Origin of the sequence: Domibacillus sp. PGB-M46, from assembly GCF_022668875.1 — a bacterium.
In the GTDB taxonomy this organism is placed as follows: domain Bacteria; phylum Bacillota; class Bacilli; order Bacillales; family Domibacillaceae; genus Domibacillus.
Map to the genome: position 1 here is coordinate 209,651 of NZ_JAKGCR010000007.1, position 23,071 is coordinate 232,721.

24 protein-coding genes are annotated in these 23,071 nt (G+C 45.4%); 11 read left to right on the top strand and 13 right to left on the bottom strand.

Features of this window, described 5'->3' with window-relative positions:
• Positions 1-67 precede the first annotated feature (67 nt).
• Together nadE and L2D08_RS11715 are read right to left on the bottom strand one after the other, a co-directional pair.
• Positions 68-895 carry an ammonia-dependent NAD(+) synthetase gene (gene nadE / locus L2D08_RS11710; RefSeq protein WP_242233955.1) on the bottom strand — a complete coding sequence of 276 codons (828 nt, stop codon included), beginning with the start codon at positions 893-895 and terminating at the stop codon, positions 68-70.
• A gap of 194 nt (positions 896-1,089) precedes the next feature.
• Positions 1,090-1,245, bottom strand: coding sequence for a DUF1540 domain-containing protein (locus L2D08_RS11715; protein WP_242233956.1), 156 nt, complete (start codon positions 1,243-1,245; stop codon positions 1,090-1,092).
• A 127-nt stretch (positions 1,246-1,372) separates the two neighbouring features.
• Between L2D08_RS11715 and L2D08_RS11720 the strand changes: the two genes are divergently transcribed.
• Positions 1,373-2,308, top strand: a complete 936-nt coding sequence (locus tag L2D08_RS11720) for an NAD(P)/FAD-dependent oxidoreductase (protein WP_242233957.1) — start codon at positions 1,373-1,375, stop codon at positions 2,306-2,308.
• Between the two features lie 95 nt (positions 2,309-2,403).
• Complete coding sequence (locus tag L2D08_RS11725; protein ID WP_242233958.1) at positions 2,404-2,850, top strand: OsmC family protein; 447 nt, start codon at positions 2,404-2,406, stop codon at positions 2,848-2,850.
• A gap of 44 nt (positions 2,851-2,894) precedes the next feature.
• On the opposite strand, the gene L2D08_RS11730 is transcribed toward L2D08_RS11725, so the two are convergent.
• The 4 genes from L2D08_RS11730 to L2D08_RS11745 form a co-directional block, all read right to left on the bottom strand.
• A complete protein-coding gene (locus L2D08_RS11730; protein WP_242233959.1) occupies positions 2,895-3,473 on the bottom strand; it encodes an SCO family protein in 579 nt (192 codons plus the stop codon).
• Positions 3,474-3,490: 17 nt separating this feature from the next.
• Complete coding sequence (locus L2D08_RS11735) at positions 3,491-3,934, bottom strand: hypothetical protein (RefSeq protein WP_242233960.1); 444 nt, start codon at positions 3,932-3,934, stop codon at positions 3,491-3,493.
• A gap of 5 nt (positions 3,935-3,939) precedes the next feature.
• Entirely contained in the window at positions 3,940-4,359 is a 420-nt protein-coding gene (locus L2D08_RS11740) for a hypothetical protein (protein ID WP_242233961.1), read from the bottom strand.
• Positions 4,360-4,520: 161 nt separating this feature from the next.
• Positions 4,521-5,063: a hypothetical protein gene (locus L2D08_RS11745; protein WP_242233962.1), complete on the bottom strand. Its 543-nt coding sequence runs from the start codon at positions 5,061-5,063 to the stop codon at positions 4,521-4,523.
• A 328-nt stretch (positions 5,064-5,391) separates the two neighbouring features.
• Here L2D08_RS11745 and L2D08_RS11750 point away from each other — a divergent pair, with 328 nt between their 5' ends.
• The 4 genes from L2D08_RS11750 to L2D08_RS11765 all read left to right on the top strand — a co-directional run bounded on the left by L2D08_RS11750 (position 5,392) and on the right by L2D08_RS11765 (position 10,802).
• The gene (locus L2D08_RS11750; protein ID WP_242233963.1) at positions 5,392-6,150 is read left to right on the top strand and encodes a hypothetical protein; all 759 of its coding nucleotides are present in this window, start codon (positions 5,392-5,394) and stop codon (positions 6,148-6,150) included.
• A 79-nt stretch (positions 6,151-6,229) separates the two neighbouring features.
• On the top strand, positions 6,230-6,814 hold the full coding sequence (locus tag L2D08_RS11755) for a hypothetical protein (protein ID WP_242233964.1): 585 nt from the start codon (positions 6,230-6,232) through the stop codon (positions 6,812-6,814).
• A 26-nt stretch (positions 6,815-6,840) separates the two neighbouring features.
• Positions 6,841-7,137, top strand: a complete 297-nt coding sequence (locus L2D08_RS11760) for a hypothetical protein (RefSeq protein WP_242233965.1) — start codon at positions 6,841-6,843, stop codon at positions 7,135-7,137.
• A gap of 14 nt (positions 7,138-7,151) precedes the next feature.
• Positions 7,152-10,802 carry a multicopper oxidase domain-containing protein gene (locus L2D08_RS11765; protein WP_242233966.1) on the top strand — a complete coding sequence of 1,217 codons (3,651 nt, stop codon included), beginning with the start codon at positions 7,152-7,154 and terminating at the stop codon, positions 10,800-10,802.
• An 84-nt stretch (positions 10,803-10,886) separates the two neighbouring features.
• Here L2D08_RS11765 and L2D08_RS11770 read toward each other — a convergent pair whose 3' ends face one another.
• Complete coding sequence (locus L2D08_RS11770) at positions 10,887-11,342, bottom strand: hypothetical protein (protein ID WP_242233967.1); 456 nt, start codon at positions 11,340-11,342, stop codon at positions 10,887-10,889.
• A 274-nt stretch (positions 11,343-11,616) separates the two neighbouring features.
• On the opposite strand from L2D08_RS11770, the gene L2D08_RS11775 reads away from it, so the two are divergent.
• Both L2D08_RS11775 and L2D08_RS11780 read left to right on the top strand, forming a co-directional pair.
• Positions 11,617-12,483 carry an LSm family protein gene (locus L2D08_RS11775; RefSeq protein WP_242233968.1) on the top strand — a complete coding sequence of 289 codons (867 nt, stop codon included), beginning with the start codon at positions 11,617-11,619 and terminating at the stop codon, positions 12,481-12,483.
• 306 nt (positions 12,484-12,789) lie between these two features.
• Positions 12,790-14,130, top strand: coding sequence for a YndM family protein (locus L2D08_RS11780; protein ID WP_242233969.1), 1,341 nt, complete (start codon positions 12,790-12,792; stop codon positions 14,128-14,130).
• A gap of 103 nt (positions 14,131-14,233) precedes the next feature.
• On the opposite strand, the gene uvsE is transcribed toward L2D08_RS11780, so the two are convergent.
• The gene (gene uvsE / locus L2D08_RS11785) at positions 14,234-15,205 is read right to left on the bottom strand and encodes a UV DNA damage repair endonuclease UvsE (RefSeq protein ID WP_242233970.1); all 972 of its coding nucleotides are present in this window, start codon (positions 15,203-15,205) and stop codon (positions 14,234-14,236) included.
• Between the two features lie 121 nt (positions 15,206-15,326).
• Here uvsE and L2D08_RS11790 point away from each other — a divergent pair, with 121 nt between their 5' ends.
• On the top strand, positions 15,327-16,514 hold the full coding sequence (locus tag L2D08_RS11790) for a DHH family phosphoesterase (RefSeq protein ID WP_242233971.1): 1,188 nt from the start codon (positions 15,327-15,329) through the stop codon (positions 16,512-16,514).
• Positions 16,515-16,561: 47 nt separating this feature from the next.
• On the opposite strand, the gene L2D08_RS11795 is transcribed toward L2D08_RS11790, so the two are convergent.
• The 3 genes from L2D08_RS11795 to L2D08_RS11805 form a co-directional block, all read right to left on the bottom strand.
• Positions 16,562-17,188, bottom strand: a complete 627-nt coding sequence (locus L2D08_RS11795; RefSeq protein WP_242233972.1) for a YdcF family protein — start codon at positions 17,186-17,188, stop codon at positions 16,562-16,564.
• Positions 17,189-17,334: 146 nt separating this feature from the next.
• Complete coding sequence (locus tag L2D08_RS11800; protein ID WP_242233973.1) at positions 17,335-18,642, bottom strand: ammonium transporter; 1,308 nt, start codon at positions 18,640-18,642, stop codon at positions 17,335-17,337.
• Complete coding sequence (locus L2D08_RS11805; RefSeq protein WP_242233974.1) at positions 18,642-19,004, bottom strand: P-II family nitrogen regulator; 363 nt, start codon at positions 19,002-19,004, stop codon at positions 18,642-18,644. The genes L2D08_RS11800 and L2D08_RS11805 overlap by 1 nt, the downstream gene beginning before the upstream one ends.
• A gap of 236 nt (positions 19,005-19,240) precedes the next feature.
• Here L2D08_RS11805 and L2D08_RS11810 point away from each other — a divergent pair, with 236 nt between their 5' ends.
• Together L2D08_RS11810 and L2D08_RS11815 are read left to right on the top strand one after the other, a co-directional pair.
• Complete coding sequence (locus tag L2D08_RS11810; RefSeq protein ID WP_242233975.1) at positions 19,241-19,471, top strand: DUF2188 domain-containing protein; 231 nt, start codon at positions 19,241-19,243, stop codon at positions 19,469-19,471.
• A gap of 171 nt (positions 19,472-19,642) precedes the next feature.
• The gene (locus tag L2D08_RS11815) at positions 19,643-20,251 is read left to right on the top strand and encodes a hypothetical protein (protein WP_242233976.1); all 609 of its coding nucleotides are present in this window, start codon (positions 19,643-19,645) and stop codon (positions 20,249-20,251) included.
• Between the two features lie 53 nt (positions 20,252-20,304).
• Here L2D08_RS11815 and L2D08_RS11820 read toward each other — a convergent pair whose 3' ends face one another.
• Together L2D08_RS11820 and L2D08_RS11825 are read right to left on the bottom strand one after the other, a co-directional pair.
• The gene (locus L2D08_RS11820; RefSeq protein ID WP_242233977.1) at positions 20,305-21,081 is read right to left on the bottom strand and encodes an NERD domain-containing protein; all 777 of its coding nucleotides are present in this window, start codon (positions 21,079-21,081) and stop codon (positions 20,305-20,307) included.
• A 151-nt stretch (positions 21,082-21,232) separates the two neighbouring features.
• Positions 21,233-23,071 (bottom strand): DHA2 family efflux MFS transporter permease subunit, encoded by a 1,839-nt coding sequence (locus tag L2D08_RS11825; protein ID WP_242233978.1) that lies wholly within the window; start codon positions 23,069-23,071, stop codon positions 21,233-21,235.

Genomic DNA, 23,071 nt, shown 5'->3' on the forward strand with positions numbered 1-23,071 from the left:
GCGGCGGATACCGTTTACATCATTTTTTGTTCATATAAAAAAACTTTCCGGCATCAGCCGGAAAGCGTTATTTTTTCCAGAAATCATCAAATACCGTAATCGGAAGGTGGCGTTTATGGCGGGTTTTTGTAAAATGCGCCTCGATTTTTTCAGCTGCCTCAGCCGGAATTTCTTTCCCTTCAAGATAGTCATCAATTTGTTCATACGTTACACCGAGCGCCACTTCATCCGGGACCAGCGGTTTATTGTCTTCAAGGTCAGCAGTCGGCACTTTCATATACAAATGCTCCGGTGCACCGAGCTCTTTCAGCATAGAACGGCCCTGGCGCTTATTTAAACGGAACAACGGCACAACGTCGGCTGCCCCGTCACCGAACTTTGTATAAAAGCCGGTAACAGCTTCCGCCGAATGGTCCGTTCCGATCACTACCGCTCCTTTTGCTGCAGCGATCGCATACTGCACTTTCATTCGCTCGCGCGCTTTATCATTTCCTTTTATGAAATCAGAAATCTCAATACCGGCGGCTTCAACGGCCGCTTCGCTGGCGTCCACCGCTCCTTTAATATTAACCGTCAGGCGCTCATCCGCTCCAATAAAATCCATAGCAGCCTGTGCATCCGGCTCGTCTCTTTGGACTCCATATGGAAGGCGGACGGCATAAAAGGTATAATCCTTGCCAGTTTCTTCACGCAGCTCTTCCACTGCGAGCTGTGCAAGGCGCCCGGCAAGCGTTGAGTCTTGCCCCCCAGAAATTCCGAGCACGTATCCTTTCAGGAAAGGATACTGACGGAGATAGTCTTTAAGAAAATCAATGCTTCGGCGAATCTCTTTTTGCGGATCGATTTGCGGCTGTACTTGCAGCTCTTCAATGATTTTTTTTTGTAATTCACGCATGATACAAGAAGTCCCCTTTCATTTCTGGTTCTTTCTAGTATCATACCACTTCCGCATGTGAATCAACCAACAAAAGCAAAAGTTTAGCCCTTTCCTCCAAATCGGAATTTTAAAAAATAATGTGTATCCGTGTATGAAAAGGAAGCAATTATCAATACTAAAAAAGAGGACAGCCAGATGGCTGCCCCTTCATTTTACACTTCTGGTACGAATGTTTTACAGTCAGTTTCTTCCTGGTTGGAGGCCTGTTTGCCTTTATGACTCACCACGTAAATGGCATCTGCACTACATTTGTTTCCAGAACTCCAGTATTTGCAGTTGTTTACTTCACAAAGAACATCTTTCGCCATTTGCTTACACCTCCTGGTCCTTAGTATGGCCAAAGCGAATGGTATCATACTTCGTTTTAACGTTTGATCCCGCGCTATTCAGGGAACAGGCGAAACGATAATACGACACTAAACGGAGGCCAAAATCATGGACAATGAACAAGTAGACGTTGTTATTGCAGGCGGCGGACCGGGCGGTTTAAATGCGGCACTCGTTTTGGGCAGATCTTTGAAAAAAGTGCTTGTGATTGATGAAGACAGGCCGAGAAACAGTGCCACATTAAGATCGCACGGTTTTTTAACAAGGGATGGCGCCAGCCCGGATGAAATCCGCGAAATTGCCAGAGAACAGCTAAAAACGTATCCAAATGTTACCTTCATTAAGGATGTCGTGGAAGATGTTGAACGAAAAAATGGCCTATTCATGGTAAAAACCAAAAATGGAAAAATGGCTTCCGGCAGGAAAATGATTTTCGCAACCGGTATGAAGGACCACCTGCCCGATATTCCGGGGCTTGATAAAGTATATGGAAAAACGGTTTTTCATTGTCCATACTGTGACGGCTGGGAACGGCAGCACGACCCAATTGCTCTTTTTGCAGACGGAAAAGCTCTTCTACCGTTCGTTAAACTCATTTTCAACTGGAGCAAGGACTTAATCGTTTTTTCAAACGGACCTGCCGGCATTACAGCGGAAGAAAAGAAACAGCTCACGCATTATAATATTCCGCTGATTGAAACACCCATCGCTAACCTGCAGTCGACGAATGGACAATTGGAAAATGTGGTGTTGCAAAATGGGGACAGCATCCGCCGCACCGGCGGCTTTATGGCTTCTACCGGGGAAAGACAAGGCTCTTCTCTTCCCGCCCGGCTCGGCATTCGGCTCAATGACCAACATGAATATGTGACCGGCCAGCACGGACAAACAGAGATCAAGGATTTGTTTATTATCGGTGATGCCAAAAATACCTTTACGAGCCTTGTCGGTGCAGCAAGCCAGGGCTATGAGGCAGCTGTAAAAATAAATGGGGACTTTGCGGCAGAAGACTGGGCCGCCGGCTTACACACAACTTCCCATTAAGCTCATTCGATGCACTTGGCCAGCAGATTTTGTGTTTAAATTTTCCGAACTGCGGCAAGCTATACAGGCATGCCATACAACAGGAGGATCGATACATGGATTTAAAAGACAAAATGACTTTTCATGTAACCGGTACGACGGAAAAATTAAAAACGACAATTCAATCAAAGCAGCATACACTTATATTGGATGAGCCTCCGGCAGTCGGCGGGGGCGATGAAGGCCCCGATCCCCTTTCTTATCTTCTCGCTTCTTTAGCTGGATGTGAAAACATTATCGCTTATATGGTGGCACAGGAAATGAATTTTGACCTTCAATCCATGGAGATGGATGTAAAAGGTGTACTTGATCCGCTCGGTATGCGGGGAGAGCCGGGAGTTCAAGTGTTTTTTGAAAAAGTTTCCTTTAAAGCAAAGGTTTCCACAAGCGAGTCGGAAGAGCGTCTTGCGGAATTAAGAGAAAAAACGGACGCCCGGTGCCCGGTGCTGACAATGATGAGAGCAGCCGGCATTGAATTAGAAACAGAATGGGTAAAAGCGTAAATAATATCCGAGCCAGCCCAAATGAATCATTTGGGCTGGCTTTTTTATTCAATTAACTGTATAAGGTGTGCGGCTGCTTTCTCAATATCAACTCTTTTATTGCCCGATGCCATATCATGAACGGCTCTTATCCGGCCGTCCGCGTCTACCATATACATGGAGGTTGAATGCGTAATGACGCCCTCCTCGCTTTTTTCATATACCATGTTAAATTGCTCAGCGTATTCTCTCGTTTGCTGTTCAGTGCCGCGCAGAAACAGCCAGTTCGGGGATTGAATTTCAAAGGCTTCCTTATACTGCAAAATGACTGGCACGGTATCAAACGCCGGATCAAGCGTAACAGATAAGATACTATACTGCTCATCTTCTATTCCTTTTTCCTCCAATACCCGCTTAAGCTTTTTTAAATCCTGTATCGTAAAGGGACAGACATCCGGGCACTTGGTGTAAAAAAACGACACAAGCGCCGGCTTCCCATTCGTCGAAAAAGCATTACCGCTTACCTCTTGGAGAGACGATTCATCCACCCGGCCTAGATTAGGCAGGTCTGACAGAGAAACCCAAATATAATAAAAGAAAGCACACCCTATAACGGCGGCAGCGGCGAGCGAAGCTTTCTTCATCGCATCTACTCTCCTTTCTATATGCGAAGCGAATAGCGAATAGATAACAGAATACAGGCATAAAAGCAGGAAGCAGCAAATGGAATGGCGGACAGATCCATTGCAGCGGCTGATTCGACCGGTATTCTGCATAAAGCCGGGTTCTGCAGAACAGCACCGAGCATCGTACCCATCGCTCCTCCGATTGCTCCATTATATAACCCATTCAATTGAGCTGGATTTCGCAGCAATTTGCCAAAATTCCAGCCAACCCCTGCCCCGAAAAGCAAAGAAGCGCCATAAAAGCCTGGAAAGAGCAAAATAAAGTACATAGTAAAAAGGAAGGAAGTAAGCATTGAGATAGTCATACAAATGACAAGTGTAAAATGATCGTCAAAAAGCAGCCGCTTTTTCTTTAATAAATGATAAATGCGATATAATTCAGCCCCATTCCAGCTGCTTAATAATAAAATGAATAGCAATTTCCTCACGACCTTTGAATGGAGATAATAATAAAAAGGAAGCAGAACAAAAAGAGACCGTGAACAAACAAAATAATTTGGCCTGGCATATCTAGTACTGATCCCAGCATAGGAGCCATAATGCCAACCATGAAACCGTTTGTTACTCCAGCTAAACAGGTTTGATAATCAAAAAGCAGCCCAAACGCTGCGCCTGCTGCTGCACCGATTGCAGCGGAAGTGATTGTAATCAGCGAAAAATGAAAAGGAAAGGCCAAAATCAAAACAATCCCAGCCAGCAGCGCCGCGACTCCGCCCATCGCCTGGCTGATATTCATCCCAAGTTGAATGCCGACCCATTTTTTCCGGCGAAATACATACACAAACAGAATACCGCATAATAGTATGTCTATAGTCAAAAGATACAGCAGAGTAACTTCCTTCATTCTTGCACCTCACTTTCACAGGCTGAATAATTTAATAAAAACAACTTTCTTTGCAATTTTTGCTTTTTATAGCTATGCGTATTCTTAAGCAGATATCTCTTGTTCGCACAAATAAGACCCCTTTTAGCTCAGGGGTCTTACGAAGCACTAATCATGCTGCTTTACTTCTTTTCCAGCAAAACAAAATCTTTGAATGAGAACAAAGCGGCTGTTACTGCTGCGCCTGCTTCCGGCTCTTCTTCCTCTTCTTCTTCAAGCCCTAGTACATCGATTTCTTCTACCTCCGGCTCTACTGCTTCTACGCTGTAAGAAACCGCATTGAAAACAACTTTTGCATCAGGATCCTTACTGATAACTGTGATGCGGATTTCAAATGAAAGAACCGGTGTTGCCATAGGACCGCCATTTAGTAAGTCCGCAAAAAAGTGCTGCGTCTGATGGCATGGAATTTTCGTTTTTTCTGCCGGCATGACCGGTGCAGCCATCGCTTTCATTGGAACGGCCATACCAACAGGTGTAGTCGTAAGTCCAGCAGAAATAGCCGGGTCGCCCCAGTTGAATACTTCTACTTTCACCTGTACAGAATCTTTGTCAAAGTTTGTGGCAGATACCCATAGCTCTTGGGCAACCTGAGCCCCTGCTGCCGCATTTGAAATAGGCCCCGACGTATATACTTTTTTGTGTTTTTGCTTTTTACACTCCATATCCTTTTCCTCCTTTTTATAATAATAAGCATTGCAGCGTTTGCAATTTTTTACCTTATCGTCATTCTTAGACTTGCAGTGGTAACATTTCCAACTACCCATGTATTCGTTAACCCCCCTCCCTATTTATTCCAAGTTTTTTCTTGGTTCTATATCGTATGAACGTACTTACAGCCCCGTATAATGCATCTAACCATTTTTACTGATTTTTTAAAGTAATCACTGAGCAGAGTACAAAAACAACCTGCTGTCCTTAATGTTTTTCATAAGAATAATCATTCTGCATGTACATATACATTTTTTGTAGTTTGGCATAAGGGGGAACATAATGAAAACCCATATGAGATTTGATCAATACCTTTCCGCATTGCTCGAAAAAAGAAAATGCGAACCGCGAACTGAAAGCAAAACAGACGAAACAAAAGAAAAGTTCAGCTCCCCTGCCGGGGCAGCGCCTACAGAAGAAATACGCTTGTTTACTGAATACAAAGAACAGGCGAATCTTCTGCAGATCGCAAAATCCGCTCCCAAAAAAAGAAAGTTTTTAATACTGAAAAAGTTCTTCAAGATGAGACGAAATCAACAGGTAATCGTTTTTCTGAGAAAAGGCAGGCATGTTGTTGAAACAACGGGCAAAGTGAATGCGGTTGGCCGTGATTTTGTGATGCTCATAAATGCAAAAGAGCGGATTTGGATTCCTTTTCGAGCAATTGAATCCGCTAATATTCCAACAGGTGTTCCTCTTTATTCCACTACCCACCAAAATTTTATTTATGATAATCAGCTAAAACAGCGTTTACTTTCCAATTTTGGTGAGACCGTTGCCGCGAGAGATATACTCATTCAACAGTTTTATGAGGAAACACTTTTAACGAATTTGAATTCCTGGAAGTACTTATGGGTGAAGGTTGAAACTGAAAAAAAAGCTTTATTCGGAAAAATGGAGGATATAGACAGCCAAACTCTCCGTTTATCTTTTTGGAAGGAAAAGCACGAAATTGATATTGCGCATATTGTTACAATTCAAAGCATACGTTACATAAGTCTCTTTCCATTAATTGTAACAAGGCTTTCCCGAATATTTTAGGTGAATGTGTGCCGCATTTCTCATTGCCTCAGCCTTCACATGTCTTGCCTGCGGATTCTTCTAGTAAAGGAGCGATAGAATGGGAAACAAACGAGATGAGAAAGAAAAACAAGATGAAACCCTAATTGCCGCGGAAAATGAAAATACGAATAAAGAACTTGAGATATCAGAGGACAACACGGAAGAAAAGGAACTTGCAGCAGAACAAGGAAACGATAAAAAAGAGGATGAGGAGCTAGAAGAAGAAGAAGAAGAAGAAGAGGATGAAGATGAGGACGACAATGATGAAGAGGATGAAGAGGATGAGGAGCTAGAAGAAGAAGAAGAAGAAGAGGATGAAGATGAGGACGACAATGATGAAGAGGATGAAGAAGACGACGAAGACGATGATGAATTCTTCGAAGAATTGACCAGTTTGATAGGCCAAAGTGTGTTAATTGTTACCGAAGCGTCTCAACTAAATTTGCTCGGCCAGACATTCAGGCCTATTTTTTGCGGACCGATTGTTGAAGTAGAGAGAAGCCACCTGACGATTGATCCGGTCACCATTAAAATTTTAAATGCTCCATTTTTCCAGTTTCCGCTGCCGCTGTCCATTCCACTTGAAAAGATTGCCCAGCTGACACCTTGTTTTGACTGCAGTGAACGGTTCCCGCTTATTTAAAACCAGGAAGAAAGGAAGTGTAAAAAATGACGTCAAGCCGTTCCGCTTCATATTCTCATAATGTTATGCATGATATGGCGCTGGTGGATTATTTTAGAGCCTCTATTGGACAGAGGGCTTTTATATTGACTCCCTCCTATCCCTTTATGTTTATCGGTGAAATTATTTCCTTGGTAGGAGACCAGGTGGAGCTTGCAGTCGAAACGACCCATTTTGCCCAGCTTGAAAACCGGAACTGGCTCATTCATATTGACAATATCGAAGTGTTTTATATCGAGTTTCCCGGTGATCCGCGCATCCCGGAGTTAAATGACATGCTGTAACGAGGAGGAAAACGATGATACGTCGTTATCATGTAGTCGCGATTCCCATCCGGATGGTGGTAAACAATTTTGGCGACCATAACCCGGATGGACAGATGTATGTGTTGAAGGAAAATGAAGAAAAGGTAAAAGAGCTGATCCGTAAAAACCCCTTTACACCGGTAGAACTTGTTCAGCCGCTGACGATCAGGGCGAACGAAGGGGATACGGTTGAAATTCTTTTCGAAAATCAGCTTCCTTTTGCAGCGGGCATGCATTTTCAGGATCTCGATTATAATGTGTTAACGTCAGACGGAGCTAATGTCGGCTTTAACCCGAGCTCACTGGCCGAGTGCGGTGAAAAGCTTCTCTACAGGCTGGAGGCCACGTTTGAAGGCATTTGCTTTTTCACCGATGTCGGCAATATATCGAGTACCGAAGAAGGCTCCAGTATTCAAGGCCTTTTCGGTACACTGCTTGTTGAAAGAAGAGGCTCCTGGTGGACGGATCCCGTTACAGGCGGACCGGTCAACAGCGGCGTGTTTGCGGATATTCACCATCCTTTCCTTCCCTCCTTCCGTGAGTATGCATGGTTTTTCCATGATGAAATGGAAGTGGATGATTTAACGGGCAACCGGCCAATTAATGCGATGACCAATCAGGAAGCCGAATCGTTTCATGGCGTGAATTATCGGTATGAACCTCTTCATAACCGCCTGAAGCTGGTGGAAGAAGGCGTAGTATCCCCCGAGGTTGAAGGCGAAGAGGTCCACCATGATTCCTGGATGTTTGGCGACCCTGCAACGCCAATTCTGCGCGGATACCGTGATGATCCGGCTGTGATCCGCCTGATTCATGCAGCTGCCAAAGAAACACACGTTTTTCACTATCATGCACATCAATGGCTGAGAGACCCGAGTAACGTTCAGTCAGAATTCGTAGATGCACAGGCAATCAGCCCGCAGTCCCACTACAGCATTCAGCCTTTGTACGGACTTGGGAGTCTGCCTGGGACGATCGGGGATGTGATCATTCACTGTCACCTGTATCCGCATTTTGAAGCCGGGATGTGGGGGCTGAACCGGATTTTTGACACATTGCAGGACGGGAGCCAGTGCTATCCGAACGGCACGCCGATCGCACCGCTTCAGCCGCTGCCGGACCGCCCAGCCCCGCCGCGCCCGACAAAAGAAAGGCCGGGATTCCCGAACTTCATTCCCGGAAAAGTCGGCTGCAAAGCACCGAGGCCGCCTCTCGGTATTGTCGGCGGCCGGGACATGACAGAGCTTGAGAAAAATGTCGCTGTCCCGAATGCCAGACCGGGGGCTGTTTTTACAGATCCGTGCATGAATAATTCGGTCGTTGAAGAGTTCAATATATCAGTGATCGAGCTGCCGATTGTTTATAACAAACAAGGCTGGTATGATCCAAAAGGAAGAATTTATGTGCGGGATGAAGACTTGGATGATGTGCTGTCCGGAAAAAAAGAACCGGAACCGCTTGTCCTGCATGTAGCAGCCAATACGTGTATTCGGGTTAACTTTACCAACCGGCTCCCTCATATTCTCGATGGTGACGCTTTTCAGCTGGTGACCCGAACGTATGAGACTGCTTTCCATATTCATTTCGTCAAATTTGATGTTCTCGTAGCAGACGGCGCTAACGTAGGCTGGAATTATGACAGCTCCGTTTTACCGAATGAAACAATTCGATATGAGTACTTTGCCGAAACAGAACTAAAAGCCTTTTTCGTTCATGATCATTTGTTTCCCGTTTCCCATCAGCAGCATGGCATTTTTGGAACCATTGTCGTGCAGCCGCGCTTCTCTCAATTTTTGGATTCTAAAACAGGTGAAGAAACAGATAAGGGAGCCGAAATTACGGTTCACAATCCGCTGATCCCGGATTATCGTGACTTTGCACTGTTTGTTCAGGATTTTGCTTTTTTATTTGATAAAGACGGCTGTCCGATTCAGCCGCCCCAGTTCCCTGGCTCACCCGATGATCCTGGTATTTTTGCGGTCAATTACAAAAATGAACCGCTGCAGTTCCGGCTTGGGAAAGACTGTGATCCTGCGTACTCGTTCAGCTCTTATGTAAATGGAGATCCCATCACGCCTGTTTTCCAGGCTTATGAAGGAGATTCTATCCGCATTCGGCTTCTGCAGGGTGCCCATGAGGAATCGCACAGCTTTAATGTGCACGGTTTGAGGTGGAGATCAGAGCGGCCGAGCAATGATTCCCAGATCCGGTCGCAGCAGCATATCGGCATTTCAGAGTCTTTTACGTTTGAAATAGATATTCCAAGAGCCGGAGATTATTTGTGGGCTTTTGAAACGGAAGAAGATGTGTGGAACGGCACGTGGGGACTGATTCGTGCGTATGATCAGGAAGTAGAGGATTTAATCCCGCTGTCTGACCGGCCTTTGCCCGCGCCAAGAACACGTCCGCTGCCTGAAGTAACAGGAAAACCGCCAGCCCCTGCCGATCCGCAGTCTACCCTGCCGCCTGAAGCAGCGCATAATGCGCCGATCCGCCGATACAGTGTTGTTGCTTTTCAAACGCCAATTTTATACAACTCGTTTGGAGACCATGACCCATTTGGCATCGTATTTGCTTTAGAAGAAGATGTAGAGGACATTCTATACGGCAAAAAAAATCCGGAGCCGCTTGTACTAAGGGGTAATTCTGGTGATTTAGTCGAAGTTACCTTGACCAGCCGGCTCAAGTTTGAGTTATTCCCGTTCCCGGATGGCATTCATCCTTATCCGCCGGTAAAAGAGCAGGCCTTTTATCCGCCGTCTCTGCGGATTTCCCTGTTCGTCAACATGCTTGATTATGATGTGACCACTTCGAGTGGCAGCACTGTCGGTTTTAATCCCGATCAAACGGTCGGGCCTGGCGAAACGATCACATACCGCTGGCATGTACAGGATGCCATGGGCACCTGCGCCATGTGGGATCTGGCCGATCTGCGCAATCACCGTTCTTTTGGCACGTTCGGTGCTTTTATAGCGGAGCCACGGTTTACCACGTACCATGATCCTTACACGCTGGAACCTGTCCGGACCGGTACAAATGTCATTCTCAACAACCCGTTTGGCAGTCTCTATAGAGAATTTGTTTTAATTATGCATGACGGTGTTCGTTTAGAAGATAAGCACGGCAAAGTCATTATCGATCCGATTGATGGCGTCATTCCGGAACCTGACCCTGAAGACGATGAAGTAGACACCTATGATTTCGGGTCACGCGGCTTCAACTACCGGACGGAACGGCTCATTAACCGTTTTAGAAAACACCCAGTTTTAGGTGACTTATTTAGTTCAGAGGTTCACGGTGATCCGGCCACGCCTGTTTTTGAAGCGTATCCTGGTGATCCGGTGGTTATTCGGCTTACGACACCCTCAGAACGCCGAAGAGCGCACACCTTCCACCTTCACGGCCATAATTGGAAATTTGACCCGAGAGATATTGAATCCCGTATTGATTCATACACAGGCCACATGGTTGCCGGCGTTACAGAAGATCTGCTTTTAATTGGCGGAGCCGGAGGAACGTATAACTACCCGGGGGATTATATGTACCGGGCCGGCAACATTCGCTGGGATATCGAACAGGGGATGTGGGGAATTATGCGGGTTCACAGCAAAGTACAGCCCCATTTGCCGCCTTTATCTCATTGACATCGGTAAGATTAAACGATTTGTTTCCTTTTCACATGGAAAAGCGGTGTTCCATAAGGAATACCGCTTTTTTCATAGGGCTTGTCAGCAAAATTTATCAAGCCGTTCTACCCATTTGATTTGATCAAATTGGACAAGGAACACTTTTTTCTTGAATCCATGATTATGATTCTCTTTTTTCACTTTCACAACAATCTCAATAAAATCATTGCCTACGAAAGTAATTCTCCCTTGAACAATCTTTTCTTCTTCAAGGGCAACCTTAACACGCTCACCGATCAGCTGACGCAAACGAAACGCCATGCTGCTTCTTAACCCGCTTAAGCGGATGCGGAAACGATCATCGCACAAACATCTATCCATAAAATGATGGTTCCCATGCCCATGTCCGCAGCGGCTGCATGAACCGTGATGATGGAAATCGTGATGCAGATGGTGGCTGTGCGAATGAAACTGGCCGAAAGAATGGCCTTTGCTGCAGCCGCAGGAATGATGATGGTGTTTTCCAAAGTCGTGGCAATTACAGTTTAGCATACTCATAGTTTTCCTCCTTTCCCATTACAGTGAAGTATTTAGACTGAGAAAAGCATAGGCTGTAAACCGTTTTGCTGCTTTCATCTGCTTCTCACAGCCTACTATCATACTATGCTTAACTAGCAAACCCGAATAAGCTAGCGTCCCCTTTTTTAGAAAAAAATAGAATTGTTTTTCCAAGTCACCAGCGAAAAATGATCACATACGATATGAAGAAAGAGGATCGTTGTTTCTTTACGCGTGATAAAAAGGAAAGCTTGAGCAAAAAGGAAGTGATTCCATGCAGGAACATTCACATTTTGATGATTCTTTTAGCCATAAAGAGAACTGTTCAAAGAACGAAAACAGGCCGGCTTTTCCATCCCCTCCTTCCTGTCTTCCTGAGAGACAGCAGGAGGAGCTCGAAGCCAAAATTGATGAAACGAACGCATTACTGCTTAATCTTGCTTTGTCGAACGAACAGTCAGAGGAGGGACGAAGAGTATCATTCGAAGGATTAGTCGGCCAGTGGGCAGAAGTTGTGCTTACGCGTGAAGGAGAAGCAGGCCTGCCGGCTGTTAAAAAAGGTAATCGAACAAAAATAAAAAACAGTAAAGAAAGTTTATTTAAGAAAAAGCTGGAAGCGAGAAAGCGCAGAAGAAGACGGGCTGTCCGGCCGAAAGCGCATGCCGGCAAAAAAAAGCTGCCGCAAACCATATTACCCAAAAGCAGCGTGCTTCCTTACAAGCAATCCGGGCGCGTTCAGCTGGCTGGGCGTAATTTTGTGCTCTTAAAGAAAAAAGAACAGGAAGTCATTATTCCATTTTCGAAAATACAATCAATCAAGTCCTTTACACGTCATCCCGGACTCGACAAAGGGCCGGCTTTGCTTGACATTGACCCTGCACTTCGACGTGCACTTATGTTTAAATTCGGGGAGACGGTTGCTTCTTCTCCTGAGTTGGTTCACCTTTTCTTTAAAATGACACTTCCTATTTTCTTATTAGGTTATATCGACAAAAAGGTAAAGATTGTATTAGCCAAAAAAGCCATATCCGGCCATATTCATGAAGTGGATGAAGAAACAGTTACGATCGTCACAGCCCCAAAAAAGCAACGTGTAATTCCCTTGGATTCCATTTATTTAATTGTTTCTTCATCCCATTAATACAACAGCTGCATTCTTTTCTTTATTTTTCTTTTCCGGATCCGTTTTATACTGACTCATTGATAAAAAAAGACCGGCCCTTTCAAACAAAGGGCCGGTCTTTTTTTATTGCCCAAACTCCTGAATCCTTAAAAAGCAAAAAATAAAATAATTTTAAATATTTTCGCCGCCAACTCCACATCCTACGTAAAGGCATGACCAATCGGCGATGGTCCGTCCGCACATTGTTTACCCGGTATTGCGCTCTTATTGTATGCAGAAAAGCATAACGGCCACGATTTTAAAGATGGAGGAGGAACGAACACGATGAAATATGTATCGGCATTGCTAATAAAATTTGTCATGGTAACGCTCGTTCTTTGGATTATTCTAGGCGGATTCTTTAATATTTCCTTGGGTGACATCTTCACAATCAGCGTTCTGCTCACTGCCGCCGGCTTTCTGATCGGTGATTTATTTATTTTACCGAGATTCGGAAATCCTACAGCAGCTGCTGCTGATTTTGGCTTAACACTTATTGGTGTCTGGCTGCTGGGGGCCCTTTTATTTGAACCGCGTATTTCATTATGGGCAGCCGCTCTTTTATGCGCCGTTGTCATTGCGATTGGCGAGTATTTTTTCCATATGTATATGCTAAAGCAGGGACCCGCTGGACAATCTCAGCAAAACAAGAAAAAGGCCGGCGGCCAAAATGCTGGCAAAAACGCCAGCCAGGCTGTATCCACTTTCAAATATCAAACCGAAGCCGGCTCCGATATGGCAGTTCGTCCGAATATCAACAAAGCCGCTATTGATCAACAAGGCGCCGTCATCCAAGATCAAAAAAAGAAAACCATGTCAGTGGACCGATACCAAACCGAAGCCGGCTCCGATATCTCTGTAAAACCGGCTGGCGAGCAAAATAAAAAGAATAAACAAGGCGAAGCGGCAAAGTCTGAGAAAAAACAAAAAGACTCAACCAGCCAATACGGGACAGAAGCCGGCTTAGATATGTCCTTCGCTTCCCGTATTCAAAAAACCGGGAAGAACAGCAAGAAGGGCGTGTCAGCACAATCCGGGAAAAACCAGCAGAATTCGTCTGATCAGTATGGCACAGAAGCCGGTTCCGATATGTCCGTTACTTCCGGCAATAAAAAAGCCGGGCAAAACAACAAGCAGGGCGGCTCTGCACAATCTGAGAAAAACCAGCAGAATTCAACCGGTCAGTATGGTACGGAAGCCGGTTCGGATACATCCTTTACTTTTGGCAATCAAAAACCGGGACGGAGCAACAAGCAGGGCGGCTCGGCACAAGCCGGGAAAAACCAGCAAAACGCATCGGATCAATACAGTACAGAAGCTGGCTCGGATACGTCTTTTACTTTCGGCAATCAAAAACCGGGACGGAGCAACAAACAGGGCAGCTCCGCACAAGCCGGGAAAAACCAACAGAATGTCTCAGATCCGTATGGCACAGAAGCTGGATCTGATATGTCTGTTGCCTCTTCTAACCAACAAGCTGGTACGAGCAATAAACAAGGGCAGCCATCACAGTCCGGAAAAGCGGATCAAGGCTCAAGCGATCCATACGGGACAGAAGCGGGCTGTGAGGTGACTGTAATAGATGTACCAAGAAAACGTAAGAAGATGAATTTGAAACGAAAATAAGGCAGAACTATATAAAGCCAATCCTTTATTAAAAAGGATTGGCTTTATATTTTGGCACCTGTTTTAAAGATCAAATATGCGTTTATCCATATTCTTCTTTCCTTTATCCCTGTATATAAAAGCTGGCTCCATCCACTTGTTCAATTCCTTCTTTTTTCAATTCCCTCATCAAGGCAAAAAGGGCATTATCTTTTTGTTTCGCTTCAATCATGACATCGATTTGCGGCACGCTTCCTTTCACACGATGAAGAAAATGCAGAAATTCCTTTTCATCAATGAAATCTGCATGAGCCCTGAAATCTTCTTCTGACTTTGGACTCGACATATGCATTTTCACTGGCAGCGCAGAGGATTGCCATGTAGCGGTGACGCGCTCCCACGCCGCCTCCCATTCTGCTTCCTTTTCATGGTTGGCTGCATGGTGATGATAATCGAACACCGCCGGAACACCAAGCTTTTCACATAGGTACAGCGTTTCATTGATCGTAAAGGTTTTATCATCATTTTCAAGCATTATCATGCGCTGCAAAGGAGCGGGAAGAAGCCCCCAATTTTCCACGAACTGCTCGAGTGCCGCTTCTTTGTCACGATAGCCGCCGCCTACGTGTACGACACATCGGTGTTCAGGGGCAATCCCCATTCCTTTTAACAGCAGCCGATGCATACGGAGTGTTTGAACACCCGTTTTTAAAATATCAGGCTTTGGTGAGTTTAATACAACAAAATGATCCGGATGAAAGTCAATCCGCATGTCCTGATGCTCTTTTAAATACGAGCGAATTGCCTTCAAGCTTTCTCCAAGCGGCTTTATGTAATTCCAATCTGAAAGTTCCGGGTGATTCGCCATTGGGATCAGTTTGGAACTAAGCCGAAAAAAGTGGATATCGTGCGCCGCATTGTGCCGAAGCAGCCGCAGACAATTATGGAGATTTGACATCGCAATACGTTCTAGTTTATGAATGGCCGCTTCCCTGTCCCCAATTTTTGAAAACTGGGCATGGGTCATTGTTTGAGAAGGAGAACCATTTTGAACATTCATGCTCATAGCTGCGTAACCGAGACGGACCAGCGTCATTCTTTCACCCCTTTTCTTTCTATTTTATCCAAAATAAAAGACGGCATACCCGTCAGAAAGAAAGAGCACTTTTCAATATTTTTTGCCCTTTGTCCTCATACTACGTTTTGAGGTGAAAAATATGTACAAACTGTTATCTCATAATGACCTGGACGGTGTTTCGTGCGGGATTTTAGCAAAGCTTGCCTTTGGCTCTGATGTAAGTGTCCGCTACAATTCCATTTCCGGACTAAACCAGGAAGTCGAATGGTTTTTAGAAAACGGAGATCCGGACACATTTCTGTTTATTACCGATTTATCCGTGAACGCAGAAAACGAAGAAAAGCTGAACCAGTTTTATCAAAACGGCGGAAAAGTTCAGCTGCTTGATCACCATCAAACGGCGCTGCACCTGAACAACTATAAATGGGGACAGGTCGTTATAGAGGAAAAAGAAGGGCGTCCGGCTTCAGCGACTTCTTTGTTTTACGAGTATCTGCTGAAATATGAGCACCTTACACACTCGGCAGCGGTGGCTGAATTTGTGGAGCTCGTCCGGCAATATGACACGTGGGATTGGGAAAAGCTCAACAATCGAAAAGCCCAGCGGCTGAACGCCCTTTTCTTTTTAGTCTCTATCGATGAATTTGAAGAAGCAATGCTGAACCGGCTGAACACAGGCGACCACTTTTTCTTTAATGAATTTGAAGAGAAAATTCTGGATATGGAAGAAAGAAAAACAGAGCGATACATCCGCCGGAAAAAGCGAGAGGTTGTACAGGCCTATGTCCACGACCAATGGGCTGGCGTTGTCCATGCGGAATCGTACCATTCTGAGCTTGGCAATGAACTAAGCAAAGAGTTTTCCCATCTCGATTATATTGCCATCATCAGTGTGGGCAGCAGGCGGATCAGTCTCCGGACCATTCATGATGACGTTGATGTTTCGCGCACTGCCGGGCTTTTTGGCGGCGGCGGCCACGCAAAAGCCTCGGGCTGCTCTTTATCAGCAGAAGCGTTTGAGCTGTTTGTAACAGCTGTATTCGGCCGCGAGCCGCTCAAAGAAGATGCGAAACGCAACCGCTACAACCTGCCGGACAATTCTTTTGGCGCCTTGTACACAAACAGGCAGGATGATAGCTTTTTACTGCATCCCCTGTCTTCTGAACAATGGGGTATTGAACAAAATCATGAACAGCGGCCGGAAACATTCACAAGCTTTGAAGAAGGAGAACGTTTTTTAAAACGGCAGGAAGCCGTCTGGCTGGCTCGTGACGAAGTATTTGTCCATTATTTAATGAATGCGAAAAAACGCCACTCTACTCATTAAAAAAGCCGTCCATCCTTTTACAGAAGGGATGGACGGCTTTATTTACATCAAAACACAACCTTCATTCGTCTCTTGATATCCTCTAACGGCCGGCTTACCACATAGCCTATGTACAAAAAGACTTCCCGGCAGAGAAACGGGATTTGGCTGTTGATCGTTTGATAAGCGGAGGTTTGGGCAGGTGACGAATAAGCACTTATTCCGATTGTTTCCGCCAAAAGCATAGCACGCTTCATATGCAGCGGATCACTGACAAGCGCAAAAGTTTTCAGCTTTTTTTCTTTCGCCAGCTCGTAAGCATATTGAAGGTTTTCTTCCGTAATGGCGGATTCTGTTTCAATCAAAATGTCATCCGCCTGTACGTTTTTCTTTATCGCATAGTCTCTTGCCGCCTCCGATTCCGCTGTTTTTTCTCCACCGCCTCTTCCGCCCGTAAAAATCAACTTGTCTACATACCCATTCTTATACAGCCAAAGGGCATGATCGACCCTTTCACGCAAAACAGGCGACGGCTGGCCGTTCCAGACCGCAGCACCGAGTACAATGGCGGCATCTGCCTTTTGGTATTCCACCTGGCTGCCGAAAGACCAGATGCGGAATGCAGTGATGGCTGTTATCAGCAGACCGGCCGCCCCAAAAACGATCACAAGCTTCATCCATAGTTTGTTGAACAAAAGTCTCCATCCTTTTATGTGAGGCAAATGTTCCTCACAGCCAATATTTACTATTTTAATGTATATTCTCATCATTGAAAACTGCTCATTTTAAAGAAAAAAAACGATCATCCTCTTTCGTCAATAAAGGATGATCGTTTTTTCGCTTATTTAACTGCTGCTTTTTTATTATGAATAGGCGCTACTGTAATTCCTGTTGTTTCTTCAAAATCATACAAGCTGGTTGGCACATCGGTAAAACGCTCCAACTCGTTGTAAGCCGGAATCCCGTGAAAAGACATATCCAGCCCTTCCTCTTCTTCCCGCTCGCTTACACGCAAACCAACTGTTTTTTCACAAATGACCGCCATTATATGTCCGGCAGTCAGACCCCAGATAACGACTACTGCCGCTCCCAGCACTTGAACGCCGAGCAGCCTGGCATCTCCTGTTGTAAAAAGACCTTGAGAAGAATCAAACAAGCCAACAGCGATTGTACCAAACACCCCGTTGAAGCCGTGGACAGCTACTGCTCCAACAGGATCATCTACCTTCAAGCGGTCGACAAGCAATGTTGCATAAATGACAATGATGCCGCTGACCGCCCCAATAACGATGGCGCTCCAGCTTTCCACAAATGCACAGCCGGCCGTTACAGCTACAAGACCGGCAAGTACTCCGTTCATCGTCATACTCGGATCTGCTTTACCAAACTTGCTCATTGTCATCAAAAGAGCCGTCGTTCCGCCACCCGCTCCCGCCAGCATGGTATGCAGGGCAATCGCTGCTAAGGAAGCATTGGTTGCATCAAGCGTACTCCCCGCGTTAAACGCAAACCAGCCGAACCATAAAATAAAAGCGCCGGCAGATGCTAATGGAATATTGCTTGGCGCAAATACGTTGACGCTGCCATCTGAATTAAACCGGCCTTTTCTCGCTCCTAAGCGCTTTGCCATGGCAAATGCCGCAAAGCCGCCAAGTGCATGAATGGCTGCAGAACCGGCAAAGTCCTTCATGCCGAGCTGTGCCAGCCAGCCGTCGCCGTTCCAAATCCAGTGGCCAGACAGCGGATAAACAAGTATACAAATCATCGCTGCTGTTAACATGTATGCTTTAAAGCTCATTCGTTCTGCTACTGCGCCGGATACAATAGATACGCAGGCAACCGCGAAGCCCATTTGAAACAACACAAATGCTGCACTAGGCAGGTCGATGGATAGAGCAATATTTTCCGGGCTGCCAAACAAGCTTGTCCCAATCAAACCAAATGCATCTTTTCCATACATAATGCCAAATCCGACCATCCAAAACGCCAATGCGCCAATTGTTAAATCGACAAAAATTTTCATTGTCACATTGACCGCGTTTTTTGTCCGCACAAAACCTGCTTCCAGTAAACTAAAGCCGCCTTCCATAAACAGCACCATAGCCGCTGCGATGACGACCCAGATTGTATTCAAATGGATGACTTCCATCAGCTTCGTCCTCCCTGCTTCACATCATCAATTTCAACGTCCGGCTGGCCTGTACGAATGTTATAAGCTTCCAGGATCGGGTACACATAAATTTTTCCGTCTCCGTCTTCCCCTGTTTGAGCAGACTTGATGATCGTATCGATCGTCGGCTCTACCATATAATCAGATAAAATAATTTCCAGCTTTACTTTCGGGTGCAGTGTGACTTTGTAGCTTTTCCCCCGATACACTCCCTGTGTATCTTTTTGTTTCCCCCTGCCTACCACCTGCGAGACTGTAAAACCCGTAACACCAATATATTTTAACCCCTTGATTGTTTCCGTGATTTTCTCCGGCCGAATAATCGCTTCGATTTTTTTCATGTCCCTCACCCTTTGTTAGGTTTTCTAACATAGATTTGTTCATAATTATAACAACATATTTCAGAGAGTCAATGGTTTCATCTGGAAGTCCTTCGGAAAAGATCATCTTGAATCCACATACTGAAGAGAAAAACATACTAATCTACTCCCCCTTACGTTTGTTCCTTTTTAAAAAAGGAAAAACAGTGAAGGAGAATAAAAACGCAGTTTATAACAGCAAAAAGGAGTGACATATTATGGCAGACAAAAAAGAGCCAGAGGTTCATACTGTTCCAAGTTCAAACGGCGGCTGGGATAACAAACAGGGAGGGGAAACGATCAGTCATCATTCAACCAAAACGGAAGCGGAAAAAAACGGGCGCGAAAAAGCAAAAAGAGATAAAACAGAACATAGAATCCATAAGAAAAATGGACAAATCGGAGAATCAAACAGCTACGGCCATGATCCCTATCCCCCGAAAGGATAACTGTTTCTTCTGTAATAGGAGAGCCACTCAAGCAGGCGGCTCTCCTTTTCTCTGCGCATTCGCAGCAGTTGCCCTCTGTTTTCCTCGGGTATGAAAAGTGCGTTGAAGAGGGAGAAAGAAGGTGGCATACTGAAGCTATGTCATCTCTTAAAAAAGTGAGGAAATTCGAACGTGAAATCAGCACAAAACGAAGCAGGAAACGGGGATCTGACTGCCTTTAAACTGCTTCCTTCTGCCAAGCCCCCTCTTTTCCACGGCCATACGGTTCGCCAAACGGTCTCGTCTTTCTTTTGGCGGACGAAGCTGCGCCCTTTTATACTGGATCAGCAAGGAAAACAATGCGGCATTTGTGGATGGAAACCCCAGCAGGAGCAGGATATGCGGCACCTTCACCTTCATGAAGTGGAGAAATACGACTTTACGAACAAGGTGTGCCACCTGCTCGACATCCAGCTTATTTGCCGAAAATGCCACGCTTTTCACCACATTATCCGGACGGAAATGGTTTCGACGAAAGAACAATGGCACGATTTAATGCAGCATTTTGTTTATGTAAATGACTGTTCTCCTGATGTTGTCGAAAAGTTTGACCAGATCACCGCCAAAGCCCTTTTGTCAGAAGGATTCGACTCCGATGAATGGCACCCGCGGCCGGCTGAAGAAGCAGCTGAGCTGGCAGCAAAGCCGGCCCGATATACGATTCATCCCAAAATTCCATTTGCAGAAGAGCTGGAAAAGCAAATCCGTAAAAAAGGATTGCTTTATCAAACCAAATCATAAAAGCAGATGCCGGCCGGCATCTGCCGTTTTTTCGGCAGAAAAGCCAGCTAGTGCTAGTCTTCTATTACTTTCGTAAACCGGCACTCCGGAAAACGGCTGCAGCCCTTGAAGGCTCCATACCTTCCAGTCCGCTTTACCAATGCCCCGCCGCATCTAGGGCAGACTCCCTCACTTTTATTTCGTTCCCTTTGCCGTTTTCCGCTTTTAATAGCCCGTACGTGCTTTTTTTCGATCGCCCGTTTTTTTCTCCTTCCCGTTTCATTAAAAGGCTCAAGCTTCTCGGCGAGCTCTCGCACAAGCACGGCGCTCATGCGCTGTTTTCGTTGAGTACAGAGTGCTTCTACCAGTTGATCTGCATACAAAACACCTGCTTCCTTGAAAGGCTCTTCAAGCTCAAGCTGGGACTTTCTTGTGAAAGCGATGAGTGAATAATATTTTATTGCATTCGAATGGCCAAAAAACTCTTTTAATGCCCGAATATGTCCCGCGTTTTGCCAAATCGGATTGTAAAAGGGCTCTCTTCGTTTCAAGGTCTTTTGGATCCAATACTTTTCTGACTCATCACCGAAAATCCGCCCGCTGAAGTTTTTGGTTTCAATTACGAAAATACCGTGCGTTGACAAAATCAGGTGGTCAATTTGCGCCGTCGAGCCATTGCTTCTTGGAATATAAAGATCGTGAAAAACGGTGTATACCGATCGGTCGAGCTTGTGCAGCTCCTCTTGAACGGTTCTTTCACCAAGCACTCCTTTTTTACGCCTGGAACTGCCGGAAAACCTGGCGGCCGATATCATTATCGCGCCTAATAGAAGTAAAACAATGAAACCCATAAATCAATTCCTTTCCACCAAAATAGAACATCTGTTTTTATATCGGCCGGAAAGTACAAATATAAAGCTGGTTCAAAAAAGAAAGCCCCGTTTTAACCATAAAAAAATCCACCCTAAAAGGGATTGCCTTTTAGGGTGGATGTTCAATTGATTATTGTTCTTTAATCCGTGCCCGTTTCACAAAAAATACAAGAATGAGGGCGAGCACAGAAAGCCCTGTCGCGACCATAAAAGCATCATTAATGCCGTCAATGGTCGATTGCTGTACGGCCTGGGCGTAAAGAAGCTGAGTTGTAAGCTGGTTTCCTGCCGCCCCTGGCAAGTGGGACATAGCAGACAAGCTTTGGCCAAGCTGCTCAAACTGATTGGAAAGAAAAGAGTTAGAGCTTGTAACCGTATTTTGATAGGCACCATAATGCACCCCTTGCCTTGTGGTCATTACCGTGACAAGAAATGCGGTTCCAATACTGCCGGCAACCTGTCTCGCCGTATTGGAAGCTGCTGTTCCATGCGAACCAAGATGGCGGGGCAGCTGGTTGAGCCCTTCTGTCATTATAGTCATCATAATAAAGGACATACCGAACATCCGCAGTACATATAAAACCAGCAGATGACTGTAGCTTGTTGTCATGCTGAGCATCGTGAACTGCCATGTTGTTAAAACGGTAATCGTTAAGCCGATCACGCCGAGCCATCTGGCACCTATTTTATCAAACAGCGCTCCGGCAATCGGAGACATAATCCCCATCACGATCGCACCCGGAAGCATCAGCAATCCGGATTCGAGCGCGGTAAAACCGCGAATGTTCTGCAGATAAATCGGAAGCAGAATCATTGCACCAAACATTGCCATATTCACGATCATGCTGACGACCGTTGTCAGTGCAAAAATATCATATTTAAATACACGCAAATCAAGCATTGGCTTATCTGTAGTCAATTCCCGCCAAACAAAAGCGATCAATGAGACAATCCCGATCACAAGCGAAAAAACAACAACTGTGCTTTCCCAACCGTTATTTCCGGCTTCACTAAAGCCATACAGCAGGAATCCAAAACCAATTGTGGAAAACAGGAACCCGGGCAAATCAAATTTCGGATTGGTTACTTTCGTGACATCCCTCATCCACAAAAAGCTTAAAACTAATACAAGCACCCCAATTGGAATAACAATGTCAAACAGCAGCCTCCATGAATAATGGCCGATCAGCCATCCGGATAAGGTCGGGCCGATTGCAGGCGCAAAAATCATGACAACGCCCATAAGCCCCATTGCTTTCCCGCGTTTTTCCGGCGGGAACAGCACGAAAAATACCGTCATGAGAAGCGGCATAATAATCCCTGCTCCGCTCCCCTGAATTAGCCGTCCAATCATCAGCATTGTGAAGTTTACCGATAACGAACAAATGAGTGAACCGACCGTAAACAGAAGGATCGCTGTAATATACAGCTTTCTCGTCCCGAACTTGTCAATAAGAAACGCCGTAACCGGGATTAAAATTCCGTTCACGAGCATATAGCCCGTCGTCAGCCATTGAACGGTGTTGGCTGAAACACCCAAGTCATTCATAATATGCGGAATCGCTACATTCAGCAGCGTCTGGTTTAAAATGGCCACAAAAGCGCCGAGCATTAAAGCCGTTAAAATTCTTCCCGTGTTGAAGTTTTTCGGCGCTTCTGGAGCCGTTTGTTTCGGCTCCTCGATTACTTCTTCTTTCGGCTGAACGTTTGCTTCTACATATTCTAACGCCGGCTCTGATACAGCGGAATTCTGAAGCACCTCTGCTGTTTCTTCGGATAAATCCCGTGGAGAAGCCGCCTCATCCTCTTCTTTCCGGTCCAGACGGACTTCTGCAGGGCTTTTTTCACTCTCTTCGCGCATCGCAACCGGTTGATTCATGTTCTGTTTTCTTCGTTTTACTGCTCTAAAATTAAAGAGCAGCAGCACTAACGCGCATAACAGAACATAGACTGCCCCATATATTAACAT

Coding starts and splice junctions, on each gene's coding strand:
- nadE (WP_242233955.1), bottom strand. CDS start 895: ATGCGTGAATTACAAAAAAAAATCATTGAAGAGCTGCAAGTACAGCCG.
- L2D08_RS11715 (WP_242233956.1), bottom strand. CDS start 1,245: ATGGCGAAAGATGTTCTTTGTGAAGTAAACAACTGCAAATACTGGAGT.
- L2D08_RS11720 (WP_242233957.1), top strand. CDS start 1,373: ATGGACAATGAACAAGTAGACGTTGTTATTGCAGGCGGCGGACCGGGC.
- L2D08_RS11725 (WP_242233958.1), top strand. CDS start 2,404: ATGGATTTAAAAGACAAAATGACTTTTCATGTAACCGGTACGACGGAA.
- L2D08_RS11730 (WP_242233959.1), bottom strand. CDS start 3,473: ATGAAGAAAGCTTCGCTCGCCGCTGCCGCCGTTATAGGGTGTGCTTTC.
- L2D08_RS11740 (WP_242233961.1), bottom strand. CDS start 4,359: ATGAAGGAAGTTACTCTGCTGTATCTTTTGACTATAGACATACTATTA.
- L2D08_RS11745 (WP_242233962.1), bottom strand. CDS start 5,063: ATGGAGTGTAAAAAGCAAAAACACAAAAAAGTATATACGTCGGGGCCT.
- L2D08_RS11750 (WP_242233963.1), top strand. CDS start 5,392: ATGAAAACCCATATGAGATTTGATCAATACCTTTCCGCATTGCTCGAA.
- L2D08_RS11755 (WP_242233964.1), top strand. CDS start 6,230: ATGGGAAACAAACGAGATGAGAAAGAAAAACAAGATGAAACCCTAATT.
- L2D08_RS11760 (WP_242233965.1), top strand. CDS start 6,841: ATGACGTCAAGCCGTTCCGCTTCATATTCTCATAATGTTATGCATGAT.
- L2D08_RS11765 (WP_242233966.1), top strand. CDS start 7,152: ATGATACGTCGTTATCATGTAGTCGCGATTCCCATCCGGATGGTGGTA.
- L2D08_RS11770 (WP_242233967.1), bottom strand. CDS start 11,342: ATGAGTATGCTAAACTGTAATTGCCACGACTTTGGAAAACACCATCAT.
- L2D08_RS11775 (WP_242233968.1), top strand. CDS start 11,617: ATGCAGGAACATTCACATTTTGATGATTCTTTTAGCCATAAAGAGAAC.
- L2D08_RS11780 (WP_242233969.1), top strand. CDS start 12,790: ATGAAATATGTATCGGCATTGCTAATAAAATTTGTCATGGTAACGCTC.
- uvsE (WP_242233970.1), bottom strand. CDS start 15,205: ATGACGCTGGTCCGTCTCGGTTACGCAGCTATGAGCATGAATGTTCAA.
- L2D08_RS11790 (WP_242233971.1), top strand. CDS start 15,327: ATGTACAAACTGTTATCTCATAATGACCTGGACGGTGTTTCGTGCGGG.
- L2D08_RS11800 (WP_242233973.1), bottom strand. CDS start 18,642: ATGGAAGTCATCCATTTGAATACAATCTGGGTCGTCATCGCAGCGGCT.
- L2D08_RS11805 (WP_242233974.1), bottom strand. CDS start 19,004: ATGAAAAAAATCGAAGCGATTATTCGGCCGGAGAAAATCACGGAAACA.
- L2D08_RS11810 (WP_242233975.1), top strand. CDS start 19,241: ATGGCAGACAAAAAAGAGCCAGAGGTTCATACTGTTCCAAGTTCAAAC.
- L2D08_RS11820 (WP_242233977.1), bottom strand. CDS start 21,081: ATGGGTTTCATTGTTTTACTTCTATTAGGCGCGATAATGATATCGGCC.
- L2D08_RS11825 (WP_242233978.1), bottom strand. CDS start 23,071: ATGTTAATATATGGGGCAGTCTATGTTCTGTTATGCGCGTTAGTGCTG.